Consider the following 24876-nt stretch of genomic DNA (forward strand, 5'->3'; position numbering starts at 1 on the left):
CGGTTTTTCCGAAACCTAGCCGCGTCCGCGAGCACTGCGCAGTGTTTCGACAATCCCGATGAAATCGCGTGCCGACTGCGGGAGGCTGGAGCCTTTTCGCCAGACCATGCCGACCTGCACGACAGGCAGGGCGCCGGAAACGTCCCGGCTTTCGATCCGGTCTCCTTCGAGCGACCAGGGGCGGTAGACGAGGTCGGGCAGAAGGGCAATGCCCGCGCCGGTGGCGACGAGACTGCGCACGGCTTCGACCGAGCGTGTGCGGAATGCGACGTGCGGCCGCGCACCGAGGGCGGTGAGCAGCTTGCCCGTGTTTTCCTCAATTTCGTCGACGGTGAGCATAATCAGCGGTTCCTGCGCGACATCGGAGATGGAGATGATATCGGCGGAAACGAGCCGATGGCCGAGCGGCAGCCAAAGCCTGTAGGGTGAGGTCTCGATGATCTCGGCCTGAAGCGCCATGCGGTCGCGCAGGTTGGAGATGACCATGACGGCAACGTCGAGTTCGCCGCCGACCAGAAGATGTTCGAGATAGGATCCATTGTCCTCGATGGCACTGACGTCGACCGCCGGAAAGGCCCGTCGATAGCGCGCCAGAAGGTCCGACAGCACGTAGCCCGCCACCAGCGACGTCACGCCCAGATTGAGCTTTCCGCTCGCGATCTCGGGAACCTGACTGAAGCTGCGGCGAGCATCCTGGACCCCGGCGAGAATCTTCGTGGCGTGGCGCAGAAACTGGTGGCCGTTATGGGTCACGTGCAGGCCGCGCGGATGCCGGTCGAAGAGGGCAACGCCAAGGTCGCTCTCCAGCTCCTTGATGGCCTCCGTGATGGAGGATTGCGAGATCGACAGGTTTTGGGCCGCCCGGGTGACGGAACCCTGTTCGGCAACGGCGACGAAGAACTGAAGCTGTCGGAGCGTGAAGGCCATCTCGTGTTTATCGGGATGTCATCGCGGAATGGCAAGCCCGGTAAGATCGGAGCAGGTATATCGGCGTGGACGGCCGACCTCAGGGCACGGGCGCTTGTTTCGCCAGGAGGTCTGTCAGCGTGACGGGTCGGAGCGCGCGCGCGTCCACGCCGACGTCGAATTGCCGGGGCATGGGCTTCAGGCGCCCGTGCGAATGGCCGTGGAGATCGATCGACTTCTTGCCCATCTTGTTCCAGGTGCGAAACGCATAGTGGCAGAGCACGAGATGATGACCATCGAGGATCATTTCAGCGTAGCTCTGGACGCTCGACCAGCCCTTGGCGGATATCGTGGTATCCGGATCATTGTTGCCGATGACCAGATGCTTGCGGCCGTTCAGCGCGGCGAGCAGCTGCTCGCAGTCGCCTCCTTTCGCGATGACGTCGCCCAGGTGCCAGACCTCGTCGTCGTCTCCCACGACAGAATTCCAGGTCGCGATCAGCGCGGCATCGTGGTCCGCCATGGTCGAGAAAGGCCGGCGGTCGATGCGCAGCACGCGCGGGTCGCCAAAATGCGTGTCGCTGGTAAAGTAGATCATCGGGGGAATCTGGCGCCGACCCGGCCGAGATCAAGCCTCGCACGCCGGGCGTTCCCGACAGCATAAAGGTCCACGACGGAAGGGCCGCTTGACGTTCGCTCTTCATGCCACAGCTTTCGACCCATGAAGGAACCACGCTACACGAAAGCCCATCTGCCGCAGAAGATCTGCGCTGCTTGCGGACGGCCGTTCGCCTGGCGGAAAAAGTGGGCGCGCGATTGGGACAACGTCAAGACGTGCTCGGAACGCTGCAAAGGCGCGTTGCGGCGCAAGGCTGCGACGGCCGCTCCCGACCGCTGACGGCTCAGATCGAGAATACTTACGTTCGCCGACGCCGACCCTTTGCAATCCTGCGTTCGTATTAGCGGCATCTTTAGGTTTTGTCGCCAAGCTGACGATCCCTGCAGCCAATGTCGAGACAGGACCGGATCCACAGCGTGATGTCTGCCGAGAGCAAGCGATCTGACGTCGCTCCGGATGCGAAGGCTCCGACGAGGGAGACCTTGGACGAGGCGTGGCAGATGGGATGCTCGGGACGGTCGACCCTGGCGCTCGAGGTGGCATTGGCTGTCCATCAGGCATCGGGGCACCCCGACGATTCACATGTGCGGGCTCGCAGCGCACAGGATATCGCCTGGTACTGCTTCCAGCTTGGCAAATCCGAGATGGGGTTGGACTACGCCAACGAGGCTGTCGTCATCTGGCGTCACCTCGCCGAGCCTGCCTGTGAAGCTCAGGCCCTCAGCATTCAGGCGTGGCTGCACATGGAGCTCGGCCAACTGGAAGAGGCCGTCGCGCTGGCGGCGGAGGCGCTGGATCTTGCCGACCAGTGCGGAGATCTGCGATCGCGGTCGCTCGCGATCAACGTCACGGGCGTGATTTTCTGGATGTCCCGTCAGCCGCCTTTGGCCATCGATTATTGCGGCCGGGCGGTGGCGCTGGCACGCGCAGCCGCCGACCGGAATTTCGAGTGCTGGTGGCTCATCAATCTTGGGGGATCGCAGGCGGAAGCCGCCTACATGGCGCAGGAAAGCGGAGACCGAGCGGGGTTCGAAACGGCCATCGCATCGGCGATCGAGGTGACCCGGCGGGCGGTTGGCCTTGCCCGTGCGCTCGACGATGCATGGGCGGAGCGTCTCTGCCTTGCCAATCTTGCCGAGTATTACAATGCGGCCGAAGACTTCGTCAGCGCCGAACAGTTTCTGGCCCACTATCGCGGCATTGCGAACGAAGACGATATGCGCGGCGAGGGGCAGTACCTCGATATTCTCGGCCGGACGCTGATCTCGCTGCGGCGGCCCGAGGAGGCGCTGGTGCCCCTTCAGCGCGCGCATCTGCTTGCCACGCGGAGCGGCAATGTCGAAACGCTGATGTTCGCCTGCCTCTACCTGTCCAGGGCGCACGAGCATCTCGGCGCCTTCGAGCCGGCGCTCGATTTCCACAAACGCTATCACAGTCTCCATCAGCAGTTTACGGCCGAACGGACCCAGCGCAACGCGCGGCTCGCCGATATCCGCTACGAGACGAAGAAGTTGCGCATGCTGCTCGACACGGAGGCAGGTCGGGCCGCCGAGATCGCCCGATCATTCGCAGTGCTGCAACAGCAAACGACCATGCTGACCGAGGCGGCAAACACGGATCCTCTGACCGGCCTCGGCAACCGCCGGCGGCTAGAGGCCGCGATGGACGCGATTGACGCGTCCGGCGAGGGCTACATGCTGGCCGTGCTCGACGTCGATCACTTCAAGGCGATCAACGACCAGTTTTCCCACCTCGTCGGCGATCGGGTACTGATTGCGCTCGGCGCCTTGATCAAGGGCACGTTGCGGTCGCCCGATCTTGCCGTTCGCTTCGGCGGCGAGGAATTCGTCGTGCTGATGGCCGGCGTGACGCTCGCGCAGGCCAGGAAGGCGTGCGAACGCATCCGCCTGACGATCGCCCGCCATGACTGGTCGTCGGTTGCAGCCGGACTTTCGGTCACCGTCAGCATCGGGGTCGCCCTATCGTCGGAGGGCGGCGTCTCGCACGAGATTCTCGAGATCGCCGACCGTAACCTCTACCGTGCCAAGCAGGCCGGCCGGAACAGGGTCATGGCCACCGCGCGGACCGGTGGATCGTCCGACCACTGACGTTCGAACGTGGGCGGGCACCCGATGTGGACACGCCATGCAGCCGGACTATCTCGGCCGCCCCCGCGTCTATACAGTCTCCTTCAACGATTTGGTGCCGCCGGGGGCCTTGGCCCGGGTTCAGGCACGACACAGCAGGAATGACGATATGGTGACGATGGACGAAGCCTTGGATCGAGCTGGAACAGGACGGTTTCAGCGCAGGCTGCTCGGCGTGTTCGGCCTCGTCTGGACTGCCGACGCCATGCAGGTGCTGGCGGTCGGCTTCACCGCAGCGTCGATCGCCGCCACCTTTCAACTGACCGTGCCGCAGGCGTTGCAGACGGGAACCCTGTTCTTCCTCGGCATGCTGATCGGCGCCGTCGTTTTCGGCCGTCTCGCGGACCGCTGGGGCCGTCGGCGCGTGCTTCTGCTGACCGTTGCCTGCGACGCCGTCTTCGGGACGCTTTCCATCTTCGCGCCGGATTTCACGAGCCTGCTCGTCTTGCGCTTCCTGACGGGCGTTGCTGTCGGTGGAACCCTTCCCGTCGACTACGCCATGATGGCGGAATTCCTGCCGGCGAAAAACCGGGGTCGCTGGCTCGTCATGCTGGAGGGATTCTGGGCCTTGGGCACGCTGCTGATCGCCCTTGCCGCCTGGGCTGCGAGCCTTGCCGGCGTGGCCGAGGCGTGGCGCTACATCTTCGCGGTAACGGCGCTCCCGGCCATCATCGGCGTGGGCCTGCGGCTTTTCGTTCCGGAGTCGCCGTTCTATCTTCTGCGCGCGGGACATGGCGAGGAAGCCAAGGCCATCGTCAACCGCATGCTGGCCCTGCATGGAAAGCCGATCCTGTCCGCAGACGAGCGTCTGGTGGCCGCGCCCACGACGGTGTCCGGAGGCGTGTTTTCGCCCGAACTGCGCCGTCGCAGCCTGCTCATTCTCGCCGTCTGGTTCCTCGTCTCCGTCTCCTATTACGGCATCTTCACCTGGATGCCGGCGCGGCTTGCCAGCGAAGGCTTCGGCTTCGTGCGCGGCTACGGTTTCCTGGTGTTTGTCGCCTTGGCGCAGATCCCCGGCTATGCGCTCGCCGCCTTCGGCGTGGAGCGCTGGGGCAGACGCCCGACGCTGATCGGCTTCTGCCTTCTGTCGGCCCTCGGATGCCTGCTCTTCGTTCTGTCTCCCGACGATCTGCTGATCGGTGCCTCACTGCTTGTCATGAGCTTTGCGCTGCTGGGAACATGGGGCGCCCTGTATGCCTTCACGCCGGAACTGTATCCCACGGCATCGCGCGCGACCGGCATGGGGGCGGCAGGCGCCGTGGCGCGGCTCGGCGGTCTGGTTGCTCCGACCCTGATGACGGTGGTGGTGACGTTCGGGGTCGGGGTCGCCGTCGGCCTGTTTGCCGCGCTTCTCGTCTGCGCAGCGTTTGCCGCCCGTCTGATCGACGCGGAGACCCGGCAGGCGTCGCTCGGCTGACGGTGTATGAAGGCCGGGGCGGGCCGGTCATGATCTGCCCGCCCCGGCATGGTGCCGTAACAATCAGCTTTTCGGCTTCTCGTGGTGGCCGCCGAAGGCAAAGCGCATGGCGGAGAGCAGCTTGTCGCCGAATTCGGCTTCGCCCTGCGAGGTGAACCGCTGGTAGAGCGCAGACGAGAGCACCGGCACCGGAACACCCGTGTCGATCGCCGCCTTGACCGTCCAGCGCCCCTCGCCGGAATCCGACACCCGGCCGCTGAAGCCGGCGAGATCGGGATCCGCCTTCAACGCGCCGGCCGTCAGGTCGAGCAGCCAGGAGCTGACGACGCTTCCGTGACGCCAGACTTCGGCAATCGCCGCGAGGTCGAGGTCGAACTGGTAATATTTCGGCTGCTGCAAAGGGCTTGTTTCCGCATCTGCCGCGCGGTCGGCCTTGCCGGCATTGGCGGATTTTAGAAGGTTCATCCCTTCCGCATAGGCTGCCATCATGCCGTACTCGATGCCGTTATGGACCATCTTGACGAAATGGCCGGAACCGCTCGGGCCGCAATGAAGGTAGCCGCGATCCGCGGTCTTCATGTTTTCGCTGACCTCGCTCGCATCGACATCGCCGCCGGGCGAGAGTGTCGAAAAGATCGGATCGAGATGCCGGACGGCGTCGTCCGGTCCACCGATCATCAGGCAGTAGCCGCGATCGAGGCCCCAGACGCCCCCGCTCGTCCCGACATCGACATAGTTGAGCGAACGGACCGACAGGCGCTCCGCGCGATCGACGTCGTCATGATAGAACGAGTTGCCGCCGTCGATGATGATGTCGCCGGGCACCATATGGGTGGCGACGCGCTCGAGGTTCTCGTCCGTGATTGCCGCCGGCAGCATCAGCCACACCGCGGCCGGCTTGGCGAGCTTTGACACCAGCTCTTCGACCGAGGCGGCCCCGATGGCGCCTTCGGCAACGAGCGCTGCGACGCTTGCCGGGTTGATGTCATAGACGACGCATTCATGGCCCCCGCGCAGCAGGCGGCGCACCATGTTGGCGCCCATCCTGCCCAGTCCCATCATTCCGATCTGCATTGGTTTGAAACCTTCTTGCTTCTGTCGCCGGTTGCTGGCGGCAAGCCCTATGTAGGCCGTTTCCCGCGCAAGTGAACACCCCTCCCGGTCCGGCCCGCTCTCGCATCCGGCCAGGGATACTCCATGCTGTCAGGCACCCCGGTCGCGCGTGGCAGCCGGGGACGCGTCGGACCGCTCGTCGGCCGGTCCCTTGTGTCGCGTGAGGTTGAGGGCGGTGTTGATGATGCCGATATGGCTGAAAGCCTGCGGAAAGTTGCCGAGCATCCGCTTCTCCACCGGGTCGTATTCCTCGGAGAGAAGGCCGACATCGTTGGTGAGCGCCAGCAGACGCTCGAACAAGGTGCGCGCATCGTCCCGCCGGCCGATGAGGTTGAGCGCATCGGCGAGCCAGAACGAGCAGGCGAGAAAGACGCCTTCGTCGGACGGCAGTCCGTCGTCGGTATCGCTGGTGCGGTATCGAAGGACGAAACCGTCGTGGGTGAGGTGCCGCTCGATGGCCTCGACGGTCCCGACATAGCGCGGATCATCGGGAGGCAGGAAACCGACCATGCCGATCTGCAGGACGCTCGCATCGAGTGCCGTCGACCCGTAGGCCTGCACGAAGCTGTTGAGAGTGGGGTCGAAGGCTTTCGCGCAGACCTCGGCATGGATCTCGTCCGCCACCTTCCGCCATCTGCGGGCGGTTTCCTGATCGCCCATCTCGTCGGCCATGAGCGCCACGCGATCGAAGGCGACCCAGGCCATGACTTTCGAATAGGTGAAATGTTGCCGCGCGCCGCGCACTTCCCAGATGCCCTCGTCCGGATCTCGCCAGACGCGCTCGAGAAAGGGCATGAGGACACCGCCGATCTCCTGGCCACGCGGGTGCGGCGGAAGGCCGCCCTTCGCAGCCTGCATCAGCGCATCCGCAACCTCCCCGTAGACATCCAGCTGGAACTGCTCGGAGGCCGCATTGCCGATCCGCACCGGCTTGGACCCCTCATATCCGGGAAGCCAGTCGGCGTCCCATTCCCGCAGATTGCGCTCTCCTGCGACGCCGTACATGATCTGCATCTGCTGGGGCGCGCCGGCGACGGCCCGAAGGAGCCAACTCCGCCAGGCGCTGGCTTCCTCGTAGTAACCGAGCTTCATCAGTGCGAGGAGCGTCAGCGTGGCGTCCCGCAGCCAGCAATACCGGTAGTCCCAATTGCGCGTTCCGCCCAGTTTTTCCGGCAGCGACGTGGTGACGGCGGCGACGATTCCGCCGGTCGGCATGTAGGTGAGGGCTTTGAGCGTGATCAGCGATCGCTTGACAGGTTGCGTCCAGCCATCGACATCGGGGCACCGTTCCGTGAATTCGCGCCAGAAGCGCTCCGTTTCCTGAAGAGCGGTTTCCGGATCGACCCGTTTCGGACGTGGCAAGTAGGACGCGCAGGACGTGAGGACAAAGGTCAGCCGCTCCCCCTTCCGGACAGTGAAGCTGGAGGTCACACGACGGTCATCGCCTGTCAGTGGAACGTCCGAATGAAGGATCAGCATGTCCGGGCCGGCGATCGCCGTGACCACACCGTCCTCTTCGAACGTCATCCACGGCACGGTCTGCCCATAATCGAAGCGGGCCATGAACTCGAAATCGAAGGCGAGCGTGCCCTCGAGCCCTTCGACGATACGGATGATATTGCTCGCGCCATCGCGAAGCGGCATGAAATCGCGAAGGACGGCGACGCCGGATGCCGCTCTAAAGGTCGTTTCGAGAATCAGCGTATCGTCGCGGTAGGCGCGCTGCGAACCGATGACCGCACCGCTAGGCGCAATCTTCCATCGGCCATTTGTCTCGTCTCCGAGAAGAGCTGCCAGGCAGGCCTGCGAATCGAATCGGGGAAGGCAAAGCCAGTCGATCGAGCCGTCTCGCCCCACGAGCGCGGCGGTCTCGCAATCGCCGATAAGGGCGTAGTCCTCGATCCGTGTCGACATTCGGGTGTCCTTGGCCATTCCACGCGCGTCCGGCCAAGCTTTCCGCCGGGCTGGGCCGTGACAGCGCTAAACCATCGGCACGGAATGGTCGAGTGCAGGCTCTGCGGCTTTCGGTCCGGCGTGCCCGAACCGCGTCCGGGGGCTTACGCCTCAGACCTCCCGACCGGTCGCCCCTCCGTCTGCCACAGCCGGTGCACCGCATCCCAATCAGGCAGCGTCTCCGACGTGAAGCCGAGGGTCTTGCCGGTCGCAATCGAATCGAATGCCTTCATGGCCTGAAGATGCGCCCCGGCCACCAGATAGCGGCGCATCGCAGCTTCGTCGGTCCAGACCGTTCGCGTGTGATGCACGCCCTTGATGATGCGGGCGTCCGCCGCAAGATTGCCGGGCGCCTTGCGCGCCTGCATCATCGACCGGATGGCATGCCACCAGAACCGCGGCTGATGCCGCCAGCCTTTCAGCTGGAGGCCGGTGATCGAGACGTAGACAGGCTGCGCGGTCATGGTCTTCCCTTACGCCTCGATTGTTGCAGGACGATAACCGCAGAGAACATGGGGCGAGCCCCGGACGGGCTTCTCGGCTTGCACCTGGCGCACCTGGCGCACCTGCGGTGACGTGTCAGTAGTTACCACCGTCGCCACCATCCGGCTGGTGGGCCGGAAGGACCGGTTCGGGCTCGACCGTCGGCTGAAGATGCCGCAGCATGTCGGCCGCATGGCGAAGCTCGCGCTGCAATTGGTCCGGGGCCAGACGCTCTGCGTCGACGGCGGTGCGCTCCAACGCCGTGGCTGCGTCGTTGTCGCCGATACCTTGCTGCAGCTGGAGATCCTTGATGTGCCGGACAGCCGTGTCGATCAATCGACGCGCTTCCTGAGGCTCCAGACTTTCGGCATCGTTCGACGCCGTCACCAGCGCCACGATCAATGCATTTACGCTCTCCATCCTGATCCTTTCCGGGTCCCTGAACCCGCTTCCCGCGTTGCGATTGACCTTTCCGGACGACGTTGCCGAATAGAATGGGCGATGTTGCTCAGTTCTTGCGGCAACGACAGGCGTCATAACCTCCGGCGAAAAGCCGTCCGGCCTGCATGCCGATCCGCAGCGGCACGTCCCGGATATGGGCAACCTCAAGCGCGCTGGCCATGGCGATCGATGCTTCCGCGCAAATCGCCGCGTCCTCGGCGGCGTTGTGATGCCGGAAGGCCAGGCCCAGATGGCTTGCCAGGATGTTCAGGCGGTGGGAGCCGAGATGCGGCCAGACCTTCTGCGCCATCTTGACCGAGCAGAGATAGGAGAGGTCGGGATAGCTCGTCCGATAGAGATCCAGACAAGCGCGCCAGACGCTGAAGTCGAAGGCGGCATTGTGCGCGATCATCGTCGCGCCCCGGATATCGTCGGCAAACTCGTCCATCACCTCGGGAAATGCGCCGGCGTCCTCCACATGCTCCGGCCGGATGCCGTGGATGGCCACGTTGAAGGCGGAAAAGCGCATATCCAGCGGGCGGATCAGTCGTTCCTCGACCCGAACGACCCGACCATCCTCGATCCAGGCAAGTCCGACCGAGCAGGCGCTGCCGCGCTGCTCGTTGGCGGTTTCGAAATCGATGGCGATCGTCTTCACGTCCGGTACCCGTCTGCCGTTTCGCGCCACGCATAGGGGTTGGTGCGCGATTTGCAAAGGGGGAGGGGTAGGGCGAGCGCCTTCGACGTGCTCCGAGCTCTCATCACATGTCGCAGCGAGCCGACCGGGACAGCAGGCGACGGGCCGCTCTTCCGCGCGCTCGATCAAGCCCTATCTATGCGCTTCAAATCCAGCGAAAGGAACCGGAGCGCGATGAAGCCCTATGTCATTTGCCTGATGATCACCTCACCGGACGGCAGCCTCCACCCCAGTCGCTGGACGAGAAGCCCGGACGGAGAGCGGTCCGACTGGTCGGCGCTTTACGACAAGATCCACGCCCAGCATGCCGCAACGGCCTGGATGGTCGGACGGGTAACCATGGCGGAGATGTCGAAGGCGAAGGCGCATCCGCCGACCGGCGCTGTCGCTGCAAAACGTCCGCACCATTTCGCCCGACCCGGCGCCTCCTCCTTTGCCATTGCGCTCGATCCGGGGGGCAAGCTGCATTTTGCCGGCGACGAACTCTTTGGCGATCATGTCGTGGTGCTTCTTGGTCCTGACGTTCCGGAGTCGCATCTCGCCGAGCTCGCGGCCGACGGTGTCTCCTACGTCGTCTCGGAGACGCGGGAGATGGATCTCGGTGCAATGCTCGCTCTGCTGGAAAAGGAACTCGGAATCACCCGGATCCTGCTGGAAGGCGGGGCAAGCGTGAACGGTTCGATGCTGGCAGCAGGTCTGGTAAACGAGATCAGCCTCGTCATTGCGCCGGCGCTGGAAGCTCGCGTCGACAGCGACAGGGTCATCGTGTTCGGCAAGGACGGACTTGCCGGCAAGGTCGAGCTGTCCCTGATGTCCTGCGACGTCCTCGATCATGGCGCTCTCCATGTCCGCTACGCCGTGAAGGCGCCGCGCGCTGAAGGATAGGACGAGTAATCCCCGATGATCGACGAGCCGCAGCAAACCGCGCCAGAAGAGAGCGAAACATCACCGGCACCTGTCGATGACGACCTGCCCGGCGGCGTGGTTTCCTTTCCCTATGACCGCATGACGGTGGACCAGTTCCGACATCGCTTTCCACGAGCCCGCTGGCGCGATGATATCAAGGCGTGGTGGGTCCCGGGGAAGACGGCGTCCCGTCGGATAGGCCGATGGCTGGCGGAACTGGAGGCGGAAGCGGATGCGCATGCCGACGCGCGCGGGCGCGATGCGTTCGACTTCGACCCGATTGTCAGCCCCTATCTCGACATCGGACGCGCCGGCTTCCAGATCCGCACGCCTTACTCGAGGACCGTGGTCGAGGAGCTGCGCGACATCCGCTTTTCCAGATGGGACGGTGATCTGCGTCTTTGGCATGTCCCGTTTCGCTCGTTTGAGGAGCTTCGCAGCCGCTGGCCGGCCATCGAGGCGGCCGCGCGCCGGAGTGAGCCGGCGGAGCGCGCTCGGCGGGCCGAGGAACGCAAGGGCACGGAGGACGAGCTGAAGTCGAAGATGCGCTCGGCCGAGCGTCGCAAGCGCCGATATCCCCTGCCGGCCGACGACTTGCCACCGCTTGGCATGCCCGTCGCCATTTCCTACGGGATCGTCGTTTTCACGGACATCACTGGCGAAGTCGTCGATCCGGATCTCGTGACGGATTTCTATCCCGGCGCGTCCCAGGACGATGTTTGGGGTCTCTGGCGCGCGCCGATGCTCGATGAGCTCCTCTCGACGTGGCCGGCGAAGGCCGCTCCGGAGACCCGGCGCTGTTGGTGGCTGCCGACAATCGAGGAACTGCGGCCGGCACGCCGCGCCGCACGCGCTCGCGAGAGTACCGATACGGTGCGCAAGCGATGAAAGAGGACGATGCCGCCTGCGATTTTGCAGCCGCGTTCGAAAAGGCTCTGGCATGCTTGCCGAGCGGCTATCTCGATGGCTGCTATGACGGAGAGCCTTGGAACGCAACCCTTCGCCGGTCGGCCGATGGTCGGCGTGTGTGGCTGTTCGCAAGGGCGCTGAAACAGACGGATATCGTCAGCTTCAACCTCTATCGGACCCGCCGTGGCGGCACGCTCCTCAAGCCCTGCGAAATGTCATCGGCCAAGGTGGTCGCGTTCGTGATCGGCTTCAAGCCGTCGGTAAAATGCTGATTGTCTAACGGAACAAGATTGTTAGCAAAGGGTTATGCTTTCACAACAAACGCTTTAACAGAAACACAGGAGGACTGCCCCATGGACCATACCAATCACGTTCGCCTCTCCCCGACGGAACTGACCCCGGCCATTCTCGAAGGCGCGACCATCTATGGCGCCGACGATCATAAGGTCGGCAAGCTCGACCATATGCACGGCAGCGGAATGACCGGCAAGGCCATCATCGACGTCGGTGGCTTTCTCGGGATCGGGGCAAAGCCGGTCGCCGTTCCGTTGAGCGATTTGGAGTTCATGCGCGATGAAGATGGCGACGTCCATGCGGTCACCACCTGGACGAAGGATCAGCTCAAGGACATGCCCGAGCACCGCGATTGATCCGTCGTACCTAGAAGGGCAAAAGCCTGGCCATCGCGCCAGGCTTTTCTGCGTTTGAGGTTCCGTCAGACGTCGAGAACATCGACGAAAGCCTCGGGAAAATTCTTGCGGGCCAGCGGCTCGTTCAGCTTGAGAAGTGCCTGGTAGGACGCCGGGTTGAAGTCCCGTTCGGCCGGCAGGATCTCGCGGCCGAAGAGGCGGGATAACCGCTCGCCATCCAGGTTTCCACGCTCAAACGGTTCCGTGCCGAAATAGTGCCAGAGCGAGTGCACGAAGGCGGTATCGGCAAGCCCGACACTCTTGTCGAGGGTGGGGTGCCGCCGCCATTGCCCGAGAACGGTTACCTTCGAATTCGCCCGGCGCAACGTGAATTGCCATTGCGTGCCCGACAGCCCCGCCGGAAAGCCGCGATGCTTCGTCATTTCCGGTATCTTTGCCATTCGTCTTTTGTCCAGCGCGAAGCCGGCCCTTCCGTTTTCATTCGCTCGCACGTCACGATCACCGGCGCGCGCAAGGCTTGGGATCGCCAACATTCGCCGCTCCATAACACAGGGAGGACTGCGGGAAAATCCGTTCCTCGCACGCTCGACCAGTCGGCGGCTGCCGGTGGAGCGCTTGAGAGACGTGTTCCCATTTGCGTTGCGACATGCCGGGAACAAGCCATTGGCGCTCGCGTTTCGGGTTTTTTAGCCCAGGGAGCACGCAATGCCTGCCAAATCTCAATCCCAGCAGAAGGCCGCCGGCGCGGCACTTTCCGCCAAGCGCGGCGAGACGAAGAAGAGCGACCTCAAAGGCGCTTCGAAGAGCATGGAGTCGTCCATGAGCGAAAAGGAACTCGAGGAGATGGCGTCGACCAAGCGCAAGGGAAAACCGAGCCACGCGTCCTCCTGAAACGTAAATAGAGGCGAAGCCCGTTGGCGAGACCTCTGTGTCCTTTGACAAGAAGGACGGCTTTCCGGTTTATGGACGTGCAACGCTGCTGGATGTCTGAGCGGCGCACTCGACAAGGGTTGCGCAGTGGAGACGTTCGGCAGGATGTCCGTTGGCAAGGAGAGACGATCACGTGCGCAAAGGCGAAGACGAACGCGACGACATGGATGAAGATCCTCCGTCTTCTCCCGTTCCGACCCCGCGCATGCTGTCCTGGGCGCGCAACTCCGCAGCCTACCGGCTGGGAAAGCGCATGCACACGAAAAAGCAGTTGTCCCAGGCCATCGCCCGAAAAGCGCGAGAGAAGTTCGAAGGGATCAGCGACGAGCAGGTCGTGGCCCTGTCGGCGTTCGCCGTGGCTTTCGGATACGACAACAAGGCTCTCGATGACGTCGCCTATGCCGAGGTCGCCACCCGATCCGGCCAGCAGAGCGGTCGCTCAAGGCGAGCCATTTCACAAAGACTCGTTCTCAAGGGCATCGACCGCGAGACGGCGACCTCCGCCGTTGCGGAGGTGGACGACCTCAAGGCTGCGATCGTTCTGGCGCGAAAGCGCGCTTTCGGCCCGTTCCGGAAAGAACCTCCGGACGAACGACGCAAGATGAAGGAGCTGTCCGCTTTTGCCCGTGGCGGGTTCAGTCTCGACCTTGGCCGAAGGGTCTATCACATGGACCGAGACGAGGCCGAGGCCATTCTCTTTGGCGAAGCTTCGTTCTAACCGGATCGGCGAAGCGGAAACGGTCGGAGATCACCGGGGGAGCAAACCAAGCGTGGCGCTGACCAATCGCTATCCGGTCATCTGCCGGGGAAGTCCATGTCAGCGCCACGTCTATGGTCTGTCAGCTTAATGCGTTGGGGCGTGCTCTGTTCCCATGTCGATCGGGAAGATTCGCTCTGGACGACATGCCCCAGCGACCGCCCTTCAGGTATCCGACATGGAAGGCAGGTGGAGTTCAACCTCGCGGCGCTCGTCGTCGTTCAGGGGCTCGACCTTTTCCTTCCAGAACGCCGCCGCCTCCGGGGCATCGTCTTCCCAGGCCCGGGTGCTGACGATGTTATCATCGACCTTTGCCTTGCGGCGTCCTCCCAGAGCGAGATATTCGTCGGCAATCTTCTTGGAAGGTGTTGTGGTCTCGTCGTCCATGATGCGATCCTTTCAACATGCAATGCCTGTCGTTCCGGTTTGCGTCCGCCTGGCCAACGATCCATGAGATCGTGCGCCGAACGCCCGGACCGGGTGGCTACTGCAGTAACCGGCGGCCTGTCGATTCGTTCCGGTCAGGACATAAGGGGCGAATGGAACACATCGGAAGGATATCGGTATGTTGATGCGCATCAGCGGCGAGGTGGACGGTCGCTATGCCCGGGTCGATGGCACATTGATCCCGATGGTCTCGACGGTCTGGCTTCGCGGCAGCATCTACGCCGATCCGTTCATGCCGCCGTGGCATGACGTGGCCAACCCGAAGGACCGGGAATTTCTGGTCGTCCTTCTGCAGAAGCGGCAAGTGGTCTTGACCGACGACGAGCCGCATCGCGATGACGACGGCGTGCTCTGCAAGCTCACCCGAAAGAGCGTGCTCGGCCTTTACGCAATCAACGATCCGGTTTTCGCCCCGGATCGCGGCTTGTCGTTCACGCTCGGCCCCCGGATCGCCCATCTTTCCGCCGCGTCCTGACGCTCAGACGCAAACGATCGCCTCTTCTTTCTCGGCGTTCCCGGCCTATGTGGGGATCGTGAGGGCACAGAGCGACGAATGCCGGCGCAATGCGTTGCGATGGGACTTCTCTGCCGCCTTTGCCCTTTCGATGGAGACCGTGATGCCGAACGCCTCAGACCTTATGGATTATTCGGCACGCGACAAAAGCATAGCGATCAACAGCTATACGACCGTTCTGCGTCATCCGCAGGTGCCGCACGACCTGTTCGCCACCTATTGGCGCGATGTGCATGGGCCACTGTGTGCGCGTATCCCCGGGCTTGGATTCTATGTCCAGCAGCATTTCAGCCGCACCCAGGACGCGCATCTCTGGCCGGCGATGAAGGACATTGCACGGTTTCCGGACTACGACCTGGATGGAGGCGTCGAGATCGGCTTCCGCAATGCTGCTGCCCAGACGCGTTTCAACGAGGCCTGCCCGATCCTGTTTACGGACGAACAGAACATGTTTGCGGCGACGGTCGCGTATGCATTGCCGAACGGGTCGCGCACGCTGGTCGATCGCCTGCCCGAGGCGTCGCCGAATGCGGAGGACGATGCCGATCGAATCCACGTCCATTTCGGAGCCCGCCACGCGGACGCCGCACGCTTTTCGGATCGCATGACGGCCTTTGCCGAGGCCCTTGCCGCGTGCGGGCCGGTCCTCAAGGTGCGCCTGCATCAGCCCGATATGTACGACAACCAGAAGCCGGCGCCGCCTGCACCCAATGTCGGCCATACGGTGCCGCCCGAGCGGCGTCTGATGGCCATGCTCGAACTTGCGTTTGCCTCACCGCTCGCGCGCCGCGCGGTCTATCATTCCGACGCCTTCCGGGCGGCCTGCGAGAGCCTCGGCGGTGACGTTGCCCATGCAAGCCCGTTTGCCGTCAGCGGAGTCTATACCTATGTCCGCGATGACGAGCTGACGCTTGCGGGGCTGCGCGGCAGCCGGCCGGCACAGCTGATCAAGCGCTTGGGCGCGGTCAATCAGACGCGAGAAGACGTGCGCCATCTTCTGATGGCAGGCAGGCTCGCGGACTGATGCTGCGAACACGGCCTGTCTTCCGAAAACACCTGTGAAACGGGCGCAGAGTTGATGACGCAGCGCGTTGTGCTGCCATGGTCTGGAATGGTACAGCGCGTTGCGCGAAGACCTCGTCACAACCCGTCGCCTGCCGCCGCCGCTCCCACCTCATGCCGAGAACCCGATGACCGATACCCAGCAGCCCAGAACATCGAGCGTCAAGCTCGGTCTTGATCCTGTCGTCGCGTTCAGCCTGGCGGGCGCATTGGTCTTCTTCATGATCAGCGGTGCCATCGCCTATCTCAACCTGCATACGCTGCGCGTCAACAACAACAGGATCGTCCACACCCACGAGGTGATCGTGGCTCTGGGCAAGCTTCTGTCCAGCACGCAGGATGCGGAAACGGGGCAGCGTGGCTTCCTTCTGACGGACAATGCCCGCTATCTCGACCCCTACAACGTCGCGGTTCTCGCGGTTCCGCGCCATCTGAACGATATCGCCCGCTTGGTGCAGGACAATCCGGCCCAGGAGCGGCGTATCGAAGCGGTTCGGCTCAGTGTCGAGGCCAAGTTTTCCGAACTGAAGGACACCATCGAGCTTCGCCGCACACAGGGGATGCCGGCCGCGCTGGCCGTTGTCAATTCGGATCGCGGCAAGGCGGCCATGGACGCCATCCGTGCGCAGCTCGCCGAAATGGGCCAGGAGGAAACCCGCCAGCGCCAGCAGTGGCTGAGCGAGATGGACGACGCCTATGGCACCGCACTCCTCAGCAGCGTTTTGTCCGGTATCCTCGGGATCCTGCTGACAATTGCCATCGGCGCCCTCATTCGCCGTGCGACCCTCGCGCGGCGGCGGGAAGAATGGCTCCAGGCCGGCCAGGTCGGGCTGAGCACGGCCGTCATGGGCGACCAGCGCACCGAACAGCTCGGCGACAGCATCCTGACCTATCTCGCCGATTATGCCGGCGCGGTCGCGGGCGCAATATTTGTCGGCGACAGGGGCACGTTTCAGCGGTCATCGACCTACGGCGTTCCCGAAGGCGCAGACATTCCGCAGCAGTTCAAGCGGCGTGAAGGCCTTCTCGGTCAGGCGGCGGCCGGAGAAAAGGCCTTGCTGGTGTCCGATGTTCCCGATGGCTATCTCTCCTTCGGCTCCGCGCTGGGACGCGAGAAGCCGCGGCATCTCGTGATCTCGCCCGCCATCATCGACGGCGAGGTCAATGCCGTGATCGAGCTCGGCTTCCTGCACCCGATCGACGAGAAGGTGCTTGCGCTTCTGGAACAGGCCGCCGCCACCGTTGCTACCGCGGTGCGGTCGGCGCACTACCGCACCAACCTGCAAAACCTGCTGGGCGAAACACAACGTCAATCCGAGGAGCTGCAGGTCCAGAGCGAGGAATTGCGGGTCTCCAACGAAGAGCTGGAAGAGCAGGGCCGGGCGCTGAAGGAATCCCAGGCGCGGCTCGAGCAGCAGCAGGTGGAACTGGAGCAGACGAATTCGCAGCTCGAGGAGCAGACGAGACAGCTGGAGACACAGCGCGACGATCTGGAGCGTGTCAACGCCGCCGTCCAGTTGAAGGCGCGTGAACTGGAGCAGGCGAGCCGCTACAAGTCGGACTTCCTCGCCAACATGTCGCATGAGCTGCGCACGCCGCTAAATTCGCTGCTGATTCTCGCCAAGCTGCTGGCCGACAATTCCGAGGACAACCTGACGGGCGAGCAGGTGAAGTATGCGCAGACGATCGAATCGTCCGGCAACGATCTCCTGACCCTGATCAACGACATCCTCGACCTCTCGAAGATCGAGGCGGGGCATATCGATATCCGCCCGGAAGCCGTATCGGTCGAACGGCTGGCCAACAATCTCCGACAGGTCTTCGATCCCGTTGCCAGGAACAAGCAGCTGGAGTTTGCCGTCGAGATCGCGCCGGATTGCCCGGCAGTGATCGAAACCGATCTCCAGAGACTGGAGCAGGTGGTGAAGAACCTCCTGTCCAACGCCTTCAAGTTCACCTCGGCAGGCAGGGTGTCGGTCGCTATTCGGCGCGCTCAGCGCAGCGGCGGCGAGGGACATATCGCGCTGTCCGTGACGGACAGCGGGATCGGCATCGCCGAGGATCAGCAGCGCAATATCTTCGAGGCGTTTCACCAGGCCGATGGCACGATCAGCCGTCGCTACGGGGGAACGGGCCTTGGCCTTTCGATCTCGCGCGAGCTCGTCCGCCTGCTGGGTGGAGCGATCCAGCTGGAAAGCCAGCCCGGAAAGGGCAGCACCTTCACGATCATCGTTCCGGAGACCTACGATCCCGCGCGCGTCGCCACGCGGCAGCCGCCTGCAGCCGTCTCGTCTGCGCCGTCTCCGGTCAGCATGCCCCTTCCGGTTCCCGCTCCTGTGTCCGAAGCCCGCGACGCGCCGACGGTTGCCCGGGCGCGTCTCGTGGAGGACGATCGGGCCGTACCCTCGGACAACAAGCGCGTTCTGCTGATCATCGAGGACGATGTCACCTTCGCCGCCATTTTGCGGGATCTGTCGCGCGAGATGGGGTTCCGCACCCTTGTCGCCGGTACGGCGCAGGAGGCGCTGGAGCTTGCCCGCCAGTTCATGCCGAGCGCCATCGTGCTCGATGTCGGCTTGCCGGATCAGTCCGGGCTTTCGGTTCTCGACCGGCTGAAGCGCGATGTCCAGACGCGTCACATTCCCATTCACATGGTGTCCGGCGACGACCATGCGGAGACGGCCCTGTCGCTCGGCGCCGTCGGCTATATGATCAAGCCGGTCAAGCGGGAACAGCTGGTCGAGGTGCTGCAGAAACTCGAAGCCAGACTTTCGCAGCGGGTGCACCGTGTTCTGATCGTTGAGGACAACGACGTGCAGCGCGAAGCCGTCGCACGGCTGCTGACCTCTCACGATGTCGAGACGGTCACGGCGGGAACGGCGGCAGAGTGCCTGCGGCTCCTGCAGGCCCAGACCTTCGATTGCGTCGTGCTCGACCTGTCGTTGCCGGATGCATCCGGCTACTCCCTGCTCGAAACGCTCAGCCAGGACAGCGAAAGGGCATTTCCGCCCGTCATCGTTTACACCGGTCGCGTGCTCTCGGCCGATGACGAGCTTCAGCTCCGGCGCTATTCCAAGTCCATCATTATCAAGGGCGCGAAGTCGCCGGAACGCCTCCTCGACGAGGTCAGTCTCTTCCTCCATCAGGTTGTCTCCGACCTGCCCGCGGAGCAGCAGAAGATGATCCGCAAGGCCCGAAGCCGCGACGCACTGCTGGAGGGGCGTCGCATTCTCGTCGTCGAGGACGACGTCCGCAACGTCTATGCGCTGACCAACATTCTCGAACCGCGCGGCGCGGTCATCGAGATTGCACGAAACGGGCAGGAAGCGCTGGACGCGCTGGCGAAATCGGCGATCCAGCCGGGTGCCGCGATCGATCTCGTCCTGATGGACGTGATGATGCCCGTCATGGATGGCCTGACCGCGACGCGCGAGATCCGCAGGAACGCCCAGTGGAAGAAGCTGCCGATCATCACCTTGACGGCGAAGGCCATGCCCGACGACCAGCAGCGCTGCATTGAGGCCGGCGCCAACGACTACATGGCAAAGCCGCTGGACGTCGAAAAATTGCTGTCACTCGTTCGTGTCTGGATGCCGCGATGAGCGAGCCTTCGATGGTGGAGAAAGTCGAGGACATCGAGATCCGCTTGCTGCTGGAAGCGCTCTACGCCCGCTATCACTATGATTTCCGCGGCTATGCCATGGCGTCGGTCAAGCGACGGCTGCGCCAGGCCCTGGAGCAGCTCGGCGTCCCCACGATTTCCAGCCTGCAGGAACGCCTGCTGCACGACCGCGACATGCTGCCCCGAATCTTGGGCTATCTGACCGTTCAGGTCAGCGAGATGTTTCGCGATCCCGACTATTTCCGCGCGATCCGCGAACAGGTCATCCCGCATCTCCGGACCTATCCGTCACTGAAGGTCTGGGTGGCGGGCTGCAGCCATGGCGAGGAGCTCTATTCCCTCGTCATCCTGTTCCGCGAGGAAGGACTGGAAGACCGGACGCTGTTCTACGCCACGGATATCAGCCAGGAGGCTCTTGAGATCGCGGAAGCCGGCGTCTACCCGCTCGACCGCATGCAACTGTTTACGGAAAACCATCGCAGATCCGGCGGAAAGTCGTCCCTGTCGGACTATTACCAGGCCGCCTATGGGCGTGTGTCCTTCGACCGGACCCTGCGGCGCAACGTCGTTTTCTCGGATCACAGCCTCGTCACGGACGCCGTTTTTGGCGAAATGAACCTGATTTCCTGCCGCAACGTGTTGATCTACTTCGATCGTACCCTTCAGGATCGTGCGCTCGGCCTGTTCAAGGACTCCCTGCCGCGGAACGGCTTTCTCGGCCTCGGCGCCAAGGAAAGCATCCGCTTTTCCGATCATGCCGGTTCGTTTCGCGACTTCGTGCGGACGGAAAAGATCTACCAGAGGGTCGGCAAATGAGCGACGTCAGCCCGCAGGCCGTCGTTATCGGCGCTTCGGCCGGCGCCCTGGAGGCGTTGACGATCATCCTGCCGGCCGTGCCGGCCGACTTCCCGGTGCCCCTCATCCTCGTCGTCCATATTCCAGGCGACAAGCGCAGCGTCCTGGCAGAGCTTTTCCGGGCGAAATGCCAAATCCGCGTGCTGGAAGTGGAGGACAAGGAACCCTTGGTTGCCGGAACAGCCTATTTTGCGCCGCCCAACTATCATCTCCTCGTCGAAACCCCTAAGACGCTCTCACTGTCCAGCGACGAACCCGTCATGTTCTCTCGACCCTCCATCGATGTCCTGTTCGAAACCGCTGCCGATGCCTTCGGCTCAGCGCTTGTCGGTATCGTGCTGACCGGTGCAAACCATGACGGGGCGCGGGGCCTGCGCGCCATCTCGGACGCAGGGGGGCAAGCCATCGTTCAGGATCCTGCAACGGCCTTTGCGGCGGCGATGCCCGAAGGCGCCATTGCACGGTGTCCGGGCGCGCAAGTGATGCCGCTTGACGCCATCGCGGCGTATCTTCAGAAGGTCGTATGCGCATGAGCCCCGTTACGTTTCTGTTGGTGGACGACCTCGAGGAGAACCTTCTCTCGCTGGAAGCGCTGCTGCGTCGCGACGGGCTACTGCTCCTCAAGGCGCGATCAGGCGATCAGGCGCTGGAACTGCTGCTGCAGCACGATGTGGCACTGGCTCTGATCGACGTGCAGATGCCCGGCCTCAACGGGTTCGAGCTTGCCGAGCTGATGCGCGGCAACGAGCGGACGCGCCGCGTTCCGATCATCTTCGTGACAGCCGGCAGCACGGACGGCCAGCGTCGTTTCCGGGGTTACGAAGCCGGCGCCGTCGATTTTATCCAGAAGCCGATCGAGACCGATATTCTGCGCAGCAAGGCCGAGGTCTTCTTCGAACTCTATCGCCAGCGCCAGCAGATCGCCGAGCAGCGAGATGCGCTCGAAGCCCAGGCAACGGCACTCCGCGAGGCCGACCGCCGCAAGGACGAATTCCTGGCGACCCTGGCGCACGAACTGCGCAATCCGCTGGCGCCCCTGCGCCATGGACTCGACGTCCTGCGCCGCAACCCGACCGGCGCGGCGGCGGAAAGCATCCGGGAGATGATGGACCGGCAGATGGTGCATCTGGTCCGGCTGATCGACGACCTTCTGGATGTTTCGCGCGTAAGCCAGGGAAAGATCGGTCTGCGCAAGGAACGCATCACGATCGACACGATCATCCAATCCGCCATCGAAGCAAGCCGACCGTTGATCGACGCTTCGCAACACCGGCTGACGGTCCGTGCGCCCGATGAGCCGCTCTGGCTGGAAGCCGATCCGACACGCATGGCGCAGGTGGTGGCCAACCTTCTCAACAATGCCGCAAAATACACACCGACGGGCGGCGAGATCGAGATTGCGGTGCGGGCTGCCGATGGCGCCGTGATCGTCGACGTCTCCGACAACGGAATCGGCATACCCGAAACGTTGCAATCGGACGTGTTCCAGCTCTTTGCCCAGGTGGACGGCCATCTCGAGCATGCCCAGGGTGGGCTTGGCATCGGCCTTGCCCTGGTGCGCCAGCTCGTCGTCCTCCATGGCGGCACCGTCGAGGTGACGAGTGCGGGGACGGGGCAAGGGAGCCGCTTCACCGTTCGTATTCCGCTTGCGGCCGTCCCCGCTGTCGTTTCGGAACCGGAGACGGTCCTCGCGGTCGTTCCTGCACGACCTCAACCCCAGGACGAGCGGGACCGTCGTTCGCTGAAAGTCCTGATCGTGGACGACAATGTCATCGTGGCAGACGCGCTCGGATGGATGCTGGAGGACATCGGACATCAGTGCGAGTCCATCCATGACGGCCGCGAGGCACTCGATGCCGCGCGGCGCTTTCGCCCCGACGCCATTCTCCTCGATATCGGTTTGCCGGGCATGGATGGATACGAGGTGTGCCGCGCCCTTCGCCGCGACGATGCGTTCAAGACGACGACCATCATCGCGCAGACCGGTTGGGGACAGGACAAGGACAAGGCAAAGGCCCTCGAAGCCGGCTTTTCGCATCATCTGACCAAGCCGGTGCTGATGGAAGAGCTGGAACAGTTGCTGGACGGCGTCGTCGTCGCCTGACGTGCGCGTCGTCGCGGGGGCTCAGGCACCGCTACCGGCATCCACCTCCTCGAGCACGGCCTTCTCTTCCGCCGCAAAGGCCTGATGATCCGACGCTGTCAGCCCGAAACGGGCGGCAACGTCCGGCGCGTAACGCAGGAGATCGGGACGGAGCCGAAGCAGTGCCAGATCCTTGGCCTTGGCTTCCAGCATCACGTCGAAGTCGAGCCCTTCGGCAATGCGCATGAACGTGGCAAACTCGAACGGATTGCAAAAATCCGCGTGACCGGTGAAGACAGGTGCAACGTGACGGACGGTCTTCTTCCGCGTCGTCTTGTCGACGACAACCTGTTCGCGCAGCTCCGTCCGGGGTGACGAAAAATGCAACTTGGGCTGCTGCCCCTCCGGCCATGTCCGCAAAATGGCTTCGAGCGTTGCGCGCATGTCTGCACGCTCCGGGTTCAGGCACCAGAAATGCTGGTGATCGAAGATCAGCCTGACCCCGGTATGCTCGTGGATCCAGAGAACGTCGGCAGCTGAGAAACGCAGGTCATCGTGCTCCAGTACGAGGCGGCGTCGAACCGGCTCCGGCAGCGTCTTCCACGTTTCCACCCACCGCGCCCGGCTCGTCTCTACATCCCCATAGGTGCCGCCGACATGGATGACCATGACGGCCTCCGGGCCGAGCTCCATCAAATCGAGCATGTCGGCCTGCGACGCGAGGTCGAGCACGCTTTTCGCCACGAGTTCGGGATCCGGACTGTTGAGGACGACATATTGCGACGGATGGAACGACAGGCGGATGTCGAGTTCGCGTGCCTTAGCACCGATGGCCTGAAGCTCGCTTCGACTCTCCCGCACCATTCCATGGAAAGCCGGAAGGTCAGGATGGGTCGCGTAAGGCGCAAGATCCGAAGACATGCGGTACATGCGGATGTCATGACGATCGAGGTGATCGAGGATCGCGTCGACATAGCTGAGCGATATCTTCAGATGCGGCGCGTTGGCGTGGCGGCGCGCATCATTGCTCTTCAGGTCGTCCCGCGCCATCACCTTGACCGGGAAACCCAGCCTGGAAATTCGTCTGCTCATGCAAGGGCTCTCTTCTCTGTTTTATTTTCCGGACCGGTCGTCGCCACCTTCATCTCGGCGTTGAAGCCGAGCGTTTCCACGAAGAGGTTCCAGTCCTCGGTCCGAAGAGCGCCGCCGGAGGCCGCCCGATGCCCCTTTCCGTACTGCTCGTCGGCGCCCGGTGGCCGCACGGTCGCCAGAAACGCGGGCAGGTCGGTGTCGCCGGACGACCGGGCGGCAAAGTGCACCCAGCCGGGCCGGTAGCCGGTGTTTGCAGCGATCACGACCGGCACCTTCAGGCGGCCGCTCCAGGTCTGCGCGATCACCGGATGGACCTGGCAGGGCGAGGAGATGGGGATGATCGCGACATCCCCGGCAAATCGCGGTGCCGCCTTGCGCGCCTCGTCGAGTTCACGCCGCACCTCGGCCTGCGCCGCCTGAAGGCGTGCCGTTTCTGGAAAGACACCGCTCAGCACGTCCTTCGGGCCGCTGGCCTTTGCCAGCAGTTCGAAGGCCGGCGTCGCGTCCCCGCTTGCGGAACGTCGTGGGGCATTGACCAGGGACACGGCTTTCCGCAGCGCCGTGATGCCGAAACGGCGTGCCTCCTCCATTTCCGGAAAACCGCTGCCGTCTGCCATGTCTCCGATGATGCCGATTGCGGCCAGCCAGAGGTCCGGCTCGGCATCACCGATGGATCGGCCACACCGGTAGGCGAGAAGACTGGAGGTCGGGACGGGGTCGTCCTCGATGCCGCTGATGATTGTCGCATGCGCGGGTAGGCCCGTGGGAACATGATGATCGATGAGGATTGCCGGCCATGTCGGCGGCAACTGGTCCGAGACCCCAAGATCCGCAAGGATGATCCCGGTGATCGCGCCTGAATCAAAGCGGGCGTCGATCTCTTCGGCGAAGGCCGGTGCGTAGGCATTCTCGCCTTTCCCGACCAGGCGCAGGCTGCAATCGACACCGTGACGCTCCAGCGCCTTTTTCAGAAGAACCCCGGCGGACAGGCCGTCGGCATCGTTGTGGCACGCGATGAGCGGGCGGTCGCCGAGACGTGCGAGGGCATCCGGGAAGAGGTCTGGCGACTGGATGCGGGTCATTCCCGGCCTTTCGATGAGGGCATTTTTCTTGACCGATCAACTCGCCTGCCACCGTTTTGATCCATCCGTAGCGGCATGCCCCATTCGGCGCTTGCCCGTATCCTGGAAACGCAATTACAAAAAAAGTTTGTGAGAAAACGTTTTCTCATTTGACGCAGTGCCTGGGAAAAGCTTTTCTCTCGTTACGAACG

General features: G+C 63.5%; 26 protein-coding genes. 15 read left to right on the forward strand and 11 right to left on the reverse strand.

Annotated elements, in window-relative coordinates:
• Nucleotides 1-15 precede the first annotated feature (15 nt).
• Together ASG03_RS11810 and ASG03_RS11815 are read right to left on the reverse strand one after the other, a co-directional pair.
• Nucleotides 16-927 (reverse strand): LysR substrate-binding domain-containing protein, encoded by a 912-nt coding sequence (locus ASG03_RS11810; RefSeq protein ID WP_062478451.1) that lies wholly within the window; start codon nt 925-927, stop codon nt 16-18.
• A 79-nt stretch (nt 928-1006) separates the two neighbouring features.
• The gene (locus ASG03_RS11815; RefSeq protein WP_062478454.1) at nt 1007-1504 is read right to left on the reverse strand and encodes a metallophosphoesterase family protein; all 498 of its coding nucleotides are present in this window, start codon (nt 1502-1504) and stop codon (nt 1007-1009) included.
• Nucleotides 1505-1627: 123 nt separating this feature from the next.
• Here ASG03_RS11815 and ASG03_RS21035 point away from each other — a divergent pair, with 123 nt between their 5' ends.
• The 3 genes from ASG03_RS21035 (at nt 1628) to ASG03_RS11825 (ending at nt 5089) form a co-directional block, all read left to right on the forward strand.
• Nucleotides 1628-1804, forward strand: coding sequence for a DUF2256 domain-containing protein (locus ASG03_RS21035; RefSeq protein WP_082475715.1), 177 nt, complete (start codon nt 1628-1630; stop codon nt 1802-1804).
• 203 nt (nt 1805-2007) lie between these two features.
• Nucleotides 2008-3633, forward strand: coding sequence for a GGDEF domain-containing protein (locus tag ASG03_RS11820; protein WP_244475234.1), 1626 nt, complete (start codon nt 2008-2010; stop codon nt 3631-3633).
• 148 nt (nt 3634-3781) lie between these two features.
• On the forward strand, nt 3782-5089 hold the full coding sequence (locus ASG03_RS11825) for an MFS transporter (protein WP_062693855.1): 1308 nt from the start codon (nt 3782-3784) through the stop codon (nt 5087-5089).
• A gap of 63 nt (nt 5090-5152) precedes the next feature.
• On the opposite strand, the gene gnd is transcribed toward ASG03_RS11825, so the two are convergent.
• The 5 genes from gnd to ASG03_RS11850 form a co-directional block, all read right to left on the reverse strand.
• Nucleotides 5153-6163 (reverse strand): phosphogluconate dehydrogenase (NAD(+)-dependent, decarboxylating), encoded by a 1011-nt coding sequence (gene gnd / locus ASG03_RS11830; RefSeq protein ID WP_062693704.1) that lies wholly within the window; start codon nt 6161-6163, stop codon nt 5153-5155.
• Between the two features lie 129 nt (nt 6164-6292).
• Nucleotides 6293-8116, reverse strand: a complete 1824-nt coding sequence (locus ASG03_RS11835) for a glycoside hydrolase family 15 protein (RefSeq protein WP_062693705.1) — start codon at nt 8114-8116, stop codon at nt 6293-6295.
• Nucleotides 8117-8259: 143 nt separating this feature from the next.
• Nucleotides 8260-8619, reverse strand: a complete 360-nt coding sequence (locus tag ASG03_RS11840) for a hypothetical protein (RefSeq protein WP_062693706.1) — start codon at nt 8617-8619, stop codon at nt 8260-8262.
• 115 nt (nt 8620-8734) lie between these two features.
• A complete protein-coding gene (locus ASG03_RS11845) occupies nt 8735-9058 on the reverse strand; it encodes a hypothetical protein (RefSeq protein ID WP_062693707.1) in 324 nt (107 codons plus the stop codon).
• Nucleotides 9059-9146: 88 nt separating this feature from the next.
• The gene (locus ASG03_RS11850; protein WP_062693708.1) at nt 9147-9737 is read right to left on the reverse strand and encodes a 3'-5' exonuclease; all 591 of its coding nucleotides are present in this window, start codon (nt 9735-9737) and stop codon (nt 9147-9149) included.
• A gap of 213 nt (nt 9738-9950) precedes the next feature.
• Here ASG03_RS11850 and ASG03_RS11855 point away from each other — a divergent pair, with 213 nt between their 5' ends.
• The 4 genes from ASG03_RS11855 (at nt 9951) to ASG03_RS11870 (ending at nt 12241) form a co-directional block, all read left to right on the forward strand.
• Entirely contained in the window at nt 9951-10661 is a 711-nt protein-coding gene (locus ASG03_RS11855; protein WP_062693709.1) for a dihydrofolate reductase family protein, read from the forward strand.
• 15 nt (nt 10662-10676) lie between these two features.
• Entirely contained in the window at nt 10677-11570 is an 894-nt protein-coding gene (locus ASG03_RS11860) for a hypothetical protein (RefSeq protein WP_062693710.1), read from the forward strand.
• Complete coding sequence (locus tag ASG03_RS11865; RefSeq protein ID WP_062693711.1) at nt 11567-11863, forward strand: hypothetical protein; 297 nt, start codon at nt 11567-11569, stop codon at nt 11861-11863. The genes ASG03_RS11860 and ASG03_RS11865 overlap by 4 nt, the downstream gene beginning before the upstream one ends.
• An 81-nt stretch (nt 11864-11944) precedes the next feature.
• Nucleotides 11945-12241 (forward strand): PRC-barrel domain-containing protein, encoded by a 297-nt coding sequence (locus ASG03_RS11870; RefSeq protein ID WP_062478484.1) that lies wholly within the window; start codon nt 11945-11947, stop codon nt 12239-12241.
• Nucleotides 12242-12306: 65 nt separating this feature from the next.
• Here the strand turns inward: ASG03_RS11870 and ASG03_RS11875 are convergent, their stop codons facing one another.
• Nucleotides 12307-12681: a hypothetical protein gene (locus ASG03_RS11875; protein WP_062478882.1), complete on the reverse strand. Its 375-nt coding sequence runs from the start codon at nt 12679-12681 to the stop codon at nt 12307-12309.
• Between the two features lie 265 nt (nt 12682-12946).
• Here ASG03_RS11875 and ASG03_RS11880 point away from each other — a divergent pair, with 265 nt between their 5' ends.
• Together ASG03_RS11880 and recX are read left to right on the forward strand one after the other, a co-directional pair.
• The gene (locus ASG03_RS11880) at nt 12947-13132 is read left to right on the forward strand and encodes a DUF3008 family protein (protein ID WP_062478487.1); all 186 of its coding nucleotides are present in this window, start codon (nt 12947-12949) and stop codon (nt 13130-13132) included.
• A gap of 202 nt (nt 13133-13334) precedes the next feature.
• Nucleotides 13335-13889: a recombination regulator RecX gene (recX, locus tag ASG03_RS11885; RefSeq protein WP_062693856.1), complete on the forward strand. Its 555-nt coding sequence runs from the start codon at nt 13335-13337 to the stop codon at nt 13887-13889.
• A 204-nt stretch (nt 13890-14093) separates the two neighbouring features.
• Here the strand turns inward: recX and ASG03_RS11890 are convergent, their stop codons facing one another.
• On the reverse strand, nt 14094-14315 hold the full coding sequence (locus tag ASG03_RS11890) for a hypothetical protein (protein ID WP_062693712.1): 222 nt from the start codon (nt 14313-14315) through the stop codon (nt 14094-14096).
• Between the two features lie 178 nt (nt 14316-14493).
• On the opposite strand from ASG03_RS11890, the gene ASG03_RS11895 reads away from it, so the two are divergent.
• The 6 genes from ASG03_RS11895 (at nt 14494) to ASG03_RS11920 (ending at nt 22532) form a co-directional block, all read left to right on the forward strand.
• A complete protein-coding gene (locus tag ASG03_RS11895; RefSeq protein WP_062693713.1) occupies nt 14494-14850 on the forward strand; it encodes a hypothetical protein in 357 nt (118 codons plus the stop codon).
• 142 nt (nt 14851-14992) lie between these two features.
• Nucleotides 14993-15913, forward strand: a complete 921-nt coding sequence (locus ASG03_RS11900; RefSeq protein WP_062693714.1) for a hypothetical protein — start codon at nt 14993-14995, stop codon at nt 15911-15913.
• 166 nt (nt 15914-16079) lie between these two features.
• Nucleotides 16080-19553 (forward strand): response regulator, encoded by a 3474-nt coding sequence (locus tag ASG03_RS11905; protein ID WP_062693715.1) that lies wholly within the window; start codon nt 16080-16082, stop codon nt 19551-19553.
• Complete coding sequence (locus ASG03_RS11910) at nt 19550-20389, forward strand: CheR family methyltransferase (protein WP_200934700.1); 840 nt, start codon at nt 19550-19552, stop codon at nt 20387-20389. Before ASG03_RS11905 ends, ASG03_RS11910 begins: the two co-directional genes overlap by 4 nt.
• The gene (locus ASG03_RS11915; RefSeq protein WP_062693716.1) at nt 20386-20961 is read left to right on the forward strand and encodes a chemotaxis protein CheB; all 576 of its coding nucleotides are present in this window, start codon (nt 20386-20388) and stop codon (nt 20959-20961) included. The genes ASG03_RS11910 and ASG03_RS11915 overlap by 4 nt, the downstream gene beginning before the upstream one ends.
• Entirely contained in the window at nt 20958-22532 is a 1575-nt protein-coding gene (locus ASG03_RS11920) for a response regulator (protein ID WP_062693858.1), read from the forward strand. Before ASG03_RS11915 ends, ASG03_RS11920 begins: the two co-directional genes overlap by 4 nt.
• 21 nt (nt 22533-22553) lie before the next feature.
• Here the strand turns inward: ASG03_RS11920 and uvsE are convergent, their stop codons facing one another.
• Together uvsE and ASG03_RS11930 are read right to left on the reverse strand one after the other, a co-directional pair.
• A complete protein-coding gene (gene uvsE, locus ASG03_RS11925) occupies nt 22554-23603 on the reverse strand; it encodes a UV DNA damage repair endonuclease UvsE (protein ID WP_062693717.1) in 1050 nt (349 codons plus the stop codon).
• Nucleotides 23600-24685, reverse strand: coding sequence for a DHH family phosphoesterase (locus ASG03_RS11930; RefSeq protein WP_062693718.1), 1086 nt, complete (start codon nt 24683-24685; stop codon nt 23600-23602). The genes uvsE and ASG03_RS11930 overlap by 4 nt, the downstream gene beginning before the upstream one ends.
• Nucleotides 24686-24876 lie beyond the last annotated feature (191 nt).

This window comes from Rhizobium sp. Leaf341, from assembly GCF_001424325.1.
GTDB lineage: Bacteria > Pseudomonadota > Alphaproteobacteria > Rhizobiales > Rhizobiaceae > Ferranicluibacter.

Coding starts and splice junctions, on each gene's coding strand:
- ASG03_RS11875 (WP_062478882.1), bottom strand. CDS start 12,681: ATGGCAAAGATACCGGAAATGACGAAGCATCGCGGCTTTCCGGCGGGG.
- ASG03_RS11900 (WP_062693714.1), top strand. CDS start 14,993: ATGCCGAACGCCTCAGACCTTATGGATTATTCGGCACGCGACAAAAGC.
- recX (WP_062693856.1), top strand. CDS start 13,335: ATGGATGAAGATCCTCCGTCTTCTCCCGTTCCGACCCCGCGCATGCTG.
- uvsE (WP_062693717.1), bottom strand. CDS start 23,603: ATGAGCAGACGAATTTCCAGGCTGGGTTTCCCGGTCAAGGTGATGGCG.
- ASG03_RS11815 (WP_062478454.1), bottom strand. CDS start 1,504: ATGATCTACTTTACCAGCGACACGCATTTTGGCGACCCGCGCGTGCTG.
- ASG03_RS11890 (WP_062693712.1), bottom strand. CDS start 14,315: ATGGACGACGAGACCACAACACCTTCCAAGAAGATTGCCGACGAATAT.
- ASG03_RS11855 (WP_062693709.1), top strand. CDS start 9,951: ATGAAGCCCTATGTCATTTGCCTGATGATCACCTCACCGGACGGCAGC.
- ASG03_RS11930 (WP_062693718.1), bottom strand. CDS start 24,685: ATGACCCGCATCCAGTCGCCAGACCTCTTCCCGGATGCCCTCGCACGT.
- ASG03_RS11845 (WP_062693707.1), bottom strand. CDS start 9,058: ATGGAGAGCGTAAATGCATTGATCGTGGCGCTGGTGACGGCGTCGAAC.
- ASG03_RS11920 (WP_062693858.1), top strand. CDS start 20,958: ATGAGCCCCGTTACGTTTCTGTTGGTGGACGACCTCGAGGAGAACCTT.
- ASG03_RS11865 (WP_062693711.1), top strand. CDS start 11,567: ATGAAAGAGGACGATGCCGCCTGCGATTTTGCAGCCGCGTTCGAAAAG.
- ASG03_RS11915 (WP_062693716.1), top strand. CDS start 20,386: ATGAGCGACGTCAGCCCGCAGGCCGTCGTTATCGGCGCTTCGGCCGGC.
- ASG03_RS11870 (WP_062478484.1), top strand. CDS start 11,945: ATGGACCATACCAATCACGTTCGCCTCTCCCCGACGGAACTGACCCCG.
- gnd (WP_062693704.1), bottom strand. CDS start 6,163: ATGCAGATCGGAATGATGGGACTGGGCAGGATGGGCGCCAACATGGTG.
- ASG03_RS11860 (WP_062693710.1), top strand. CDS start 10,677: ATGATCGACGAGCCGCAGCAAACCGCGCCAGAAGAGAGCGAAACATCA.
- ASG03_RS21035 (WP_082475715.1), top strand. CDS start 1,628: ATGAAGGAACCACGCTACACGAAAGCCCATCTGCCGCAGAAGATCTGC.
- ASG03_RS11905 (WP_062693715.1), top strand. CDS start 16,080: ATGACCGATACCCAGCAGCCCAGAACATCGAGCGTCAAGCTCGGTCTT.
- ASG03_RS11910 (WP_200934700.1), top strand. CDS start 19,550: ATGAGCGAGCCTTCGATGGTGGAGAAAGTCGAGGACATCGAGATCCGC.
- ASG03_RS11825 (WP_062693855.1), top strand. CDS start 3,782: ATGGTGACGATGGACGAAGCCTTGGATCGAGCTGGAACAGGACGGTTT.
- ASG03_RS11840 (WP_062693706.1), bottom strand. CDS start 8,619: ATGACCGCGCAGCCTGTCTACGTCTCGATCACCGGCCTCCAGCTGAAA.
- ASG03_RS11895 (WP_062693713.1), top strand. CDS start 14,494: ATGTTGATGCGCATCAGCGGCGAGGTGGACGGTCGCTATGCCCGGGTC.
- ASG03_RS11810 (WP_062478451.1), bottom strand. CDS start 927: ATGGCCTTCACGCTCCGACAGCTTCAGTTCTTCGTCGCCGTTGCCGAA.
- ASG03_RS11880 (WP_062478487.1), top strand. CDS start 12,947: ATGCCTGCCAAATCTCAATCCCAGCAGAAGGCCGCCGGCGCGGCACTT.
- ASG03_RS11835 (WP_062693705.1), bottom strand. CDS start 8,116: ATGTCGACACGGATCGAGGACTACGCCCTTATCGGCGATTGCGAGACC.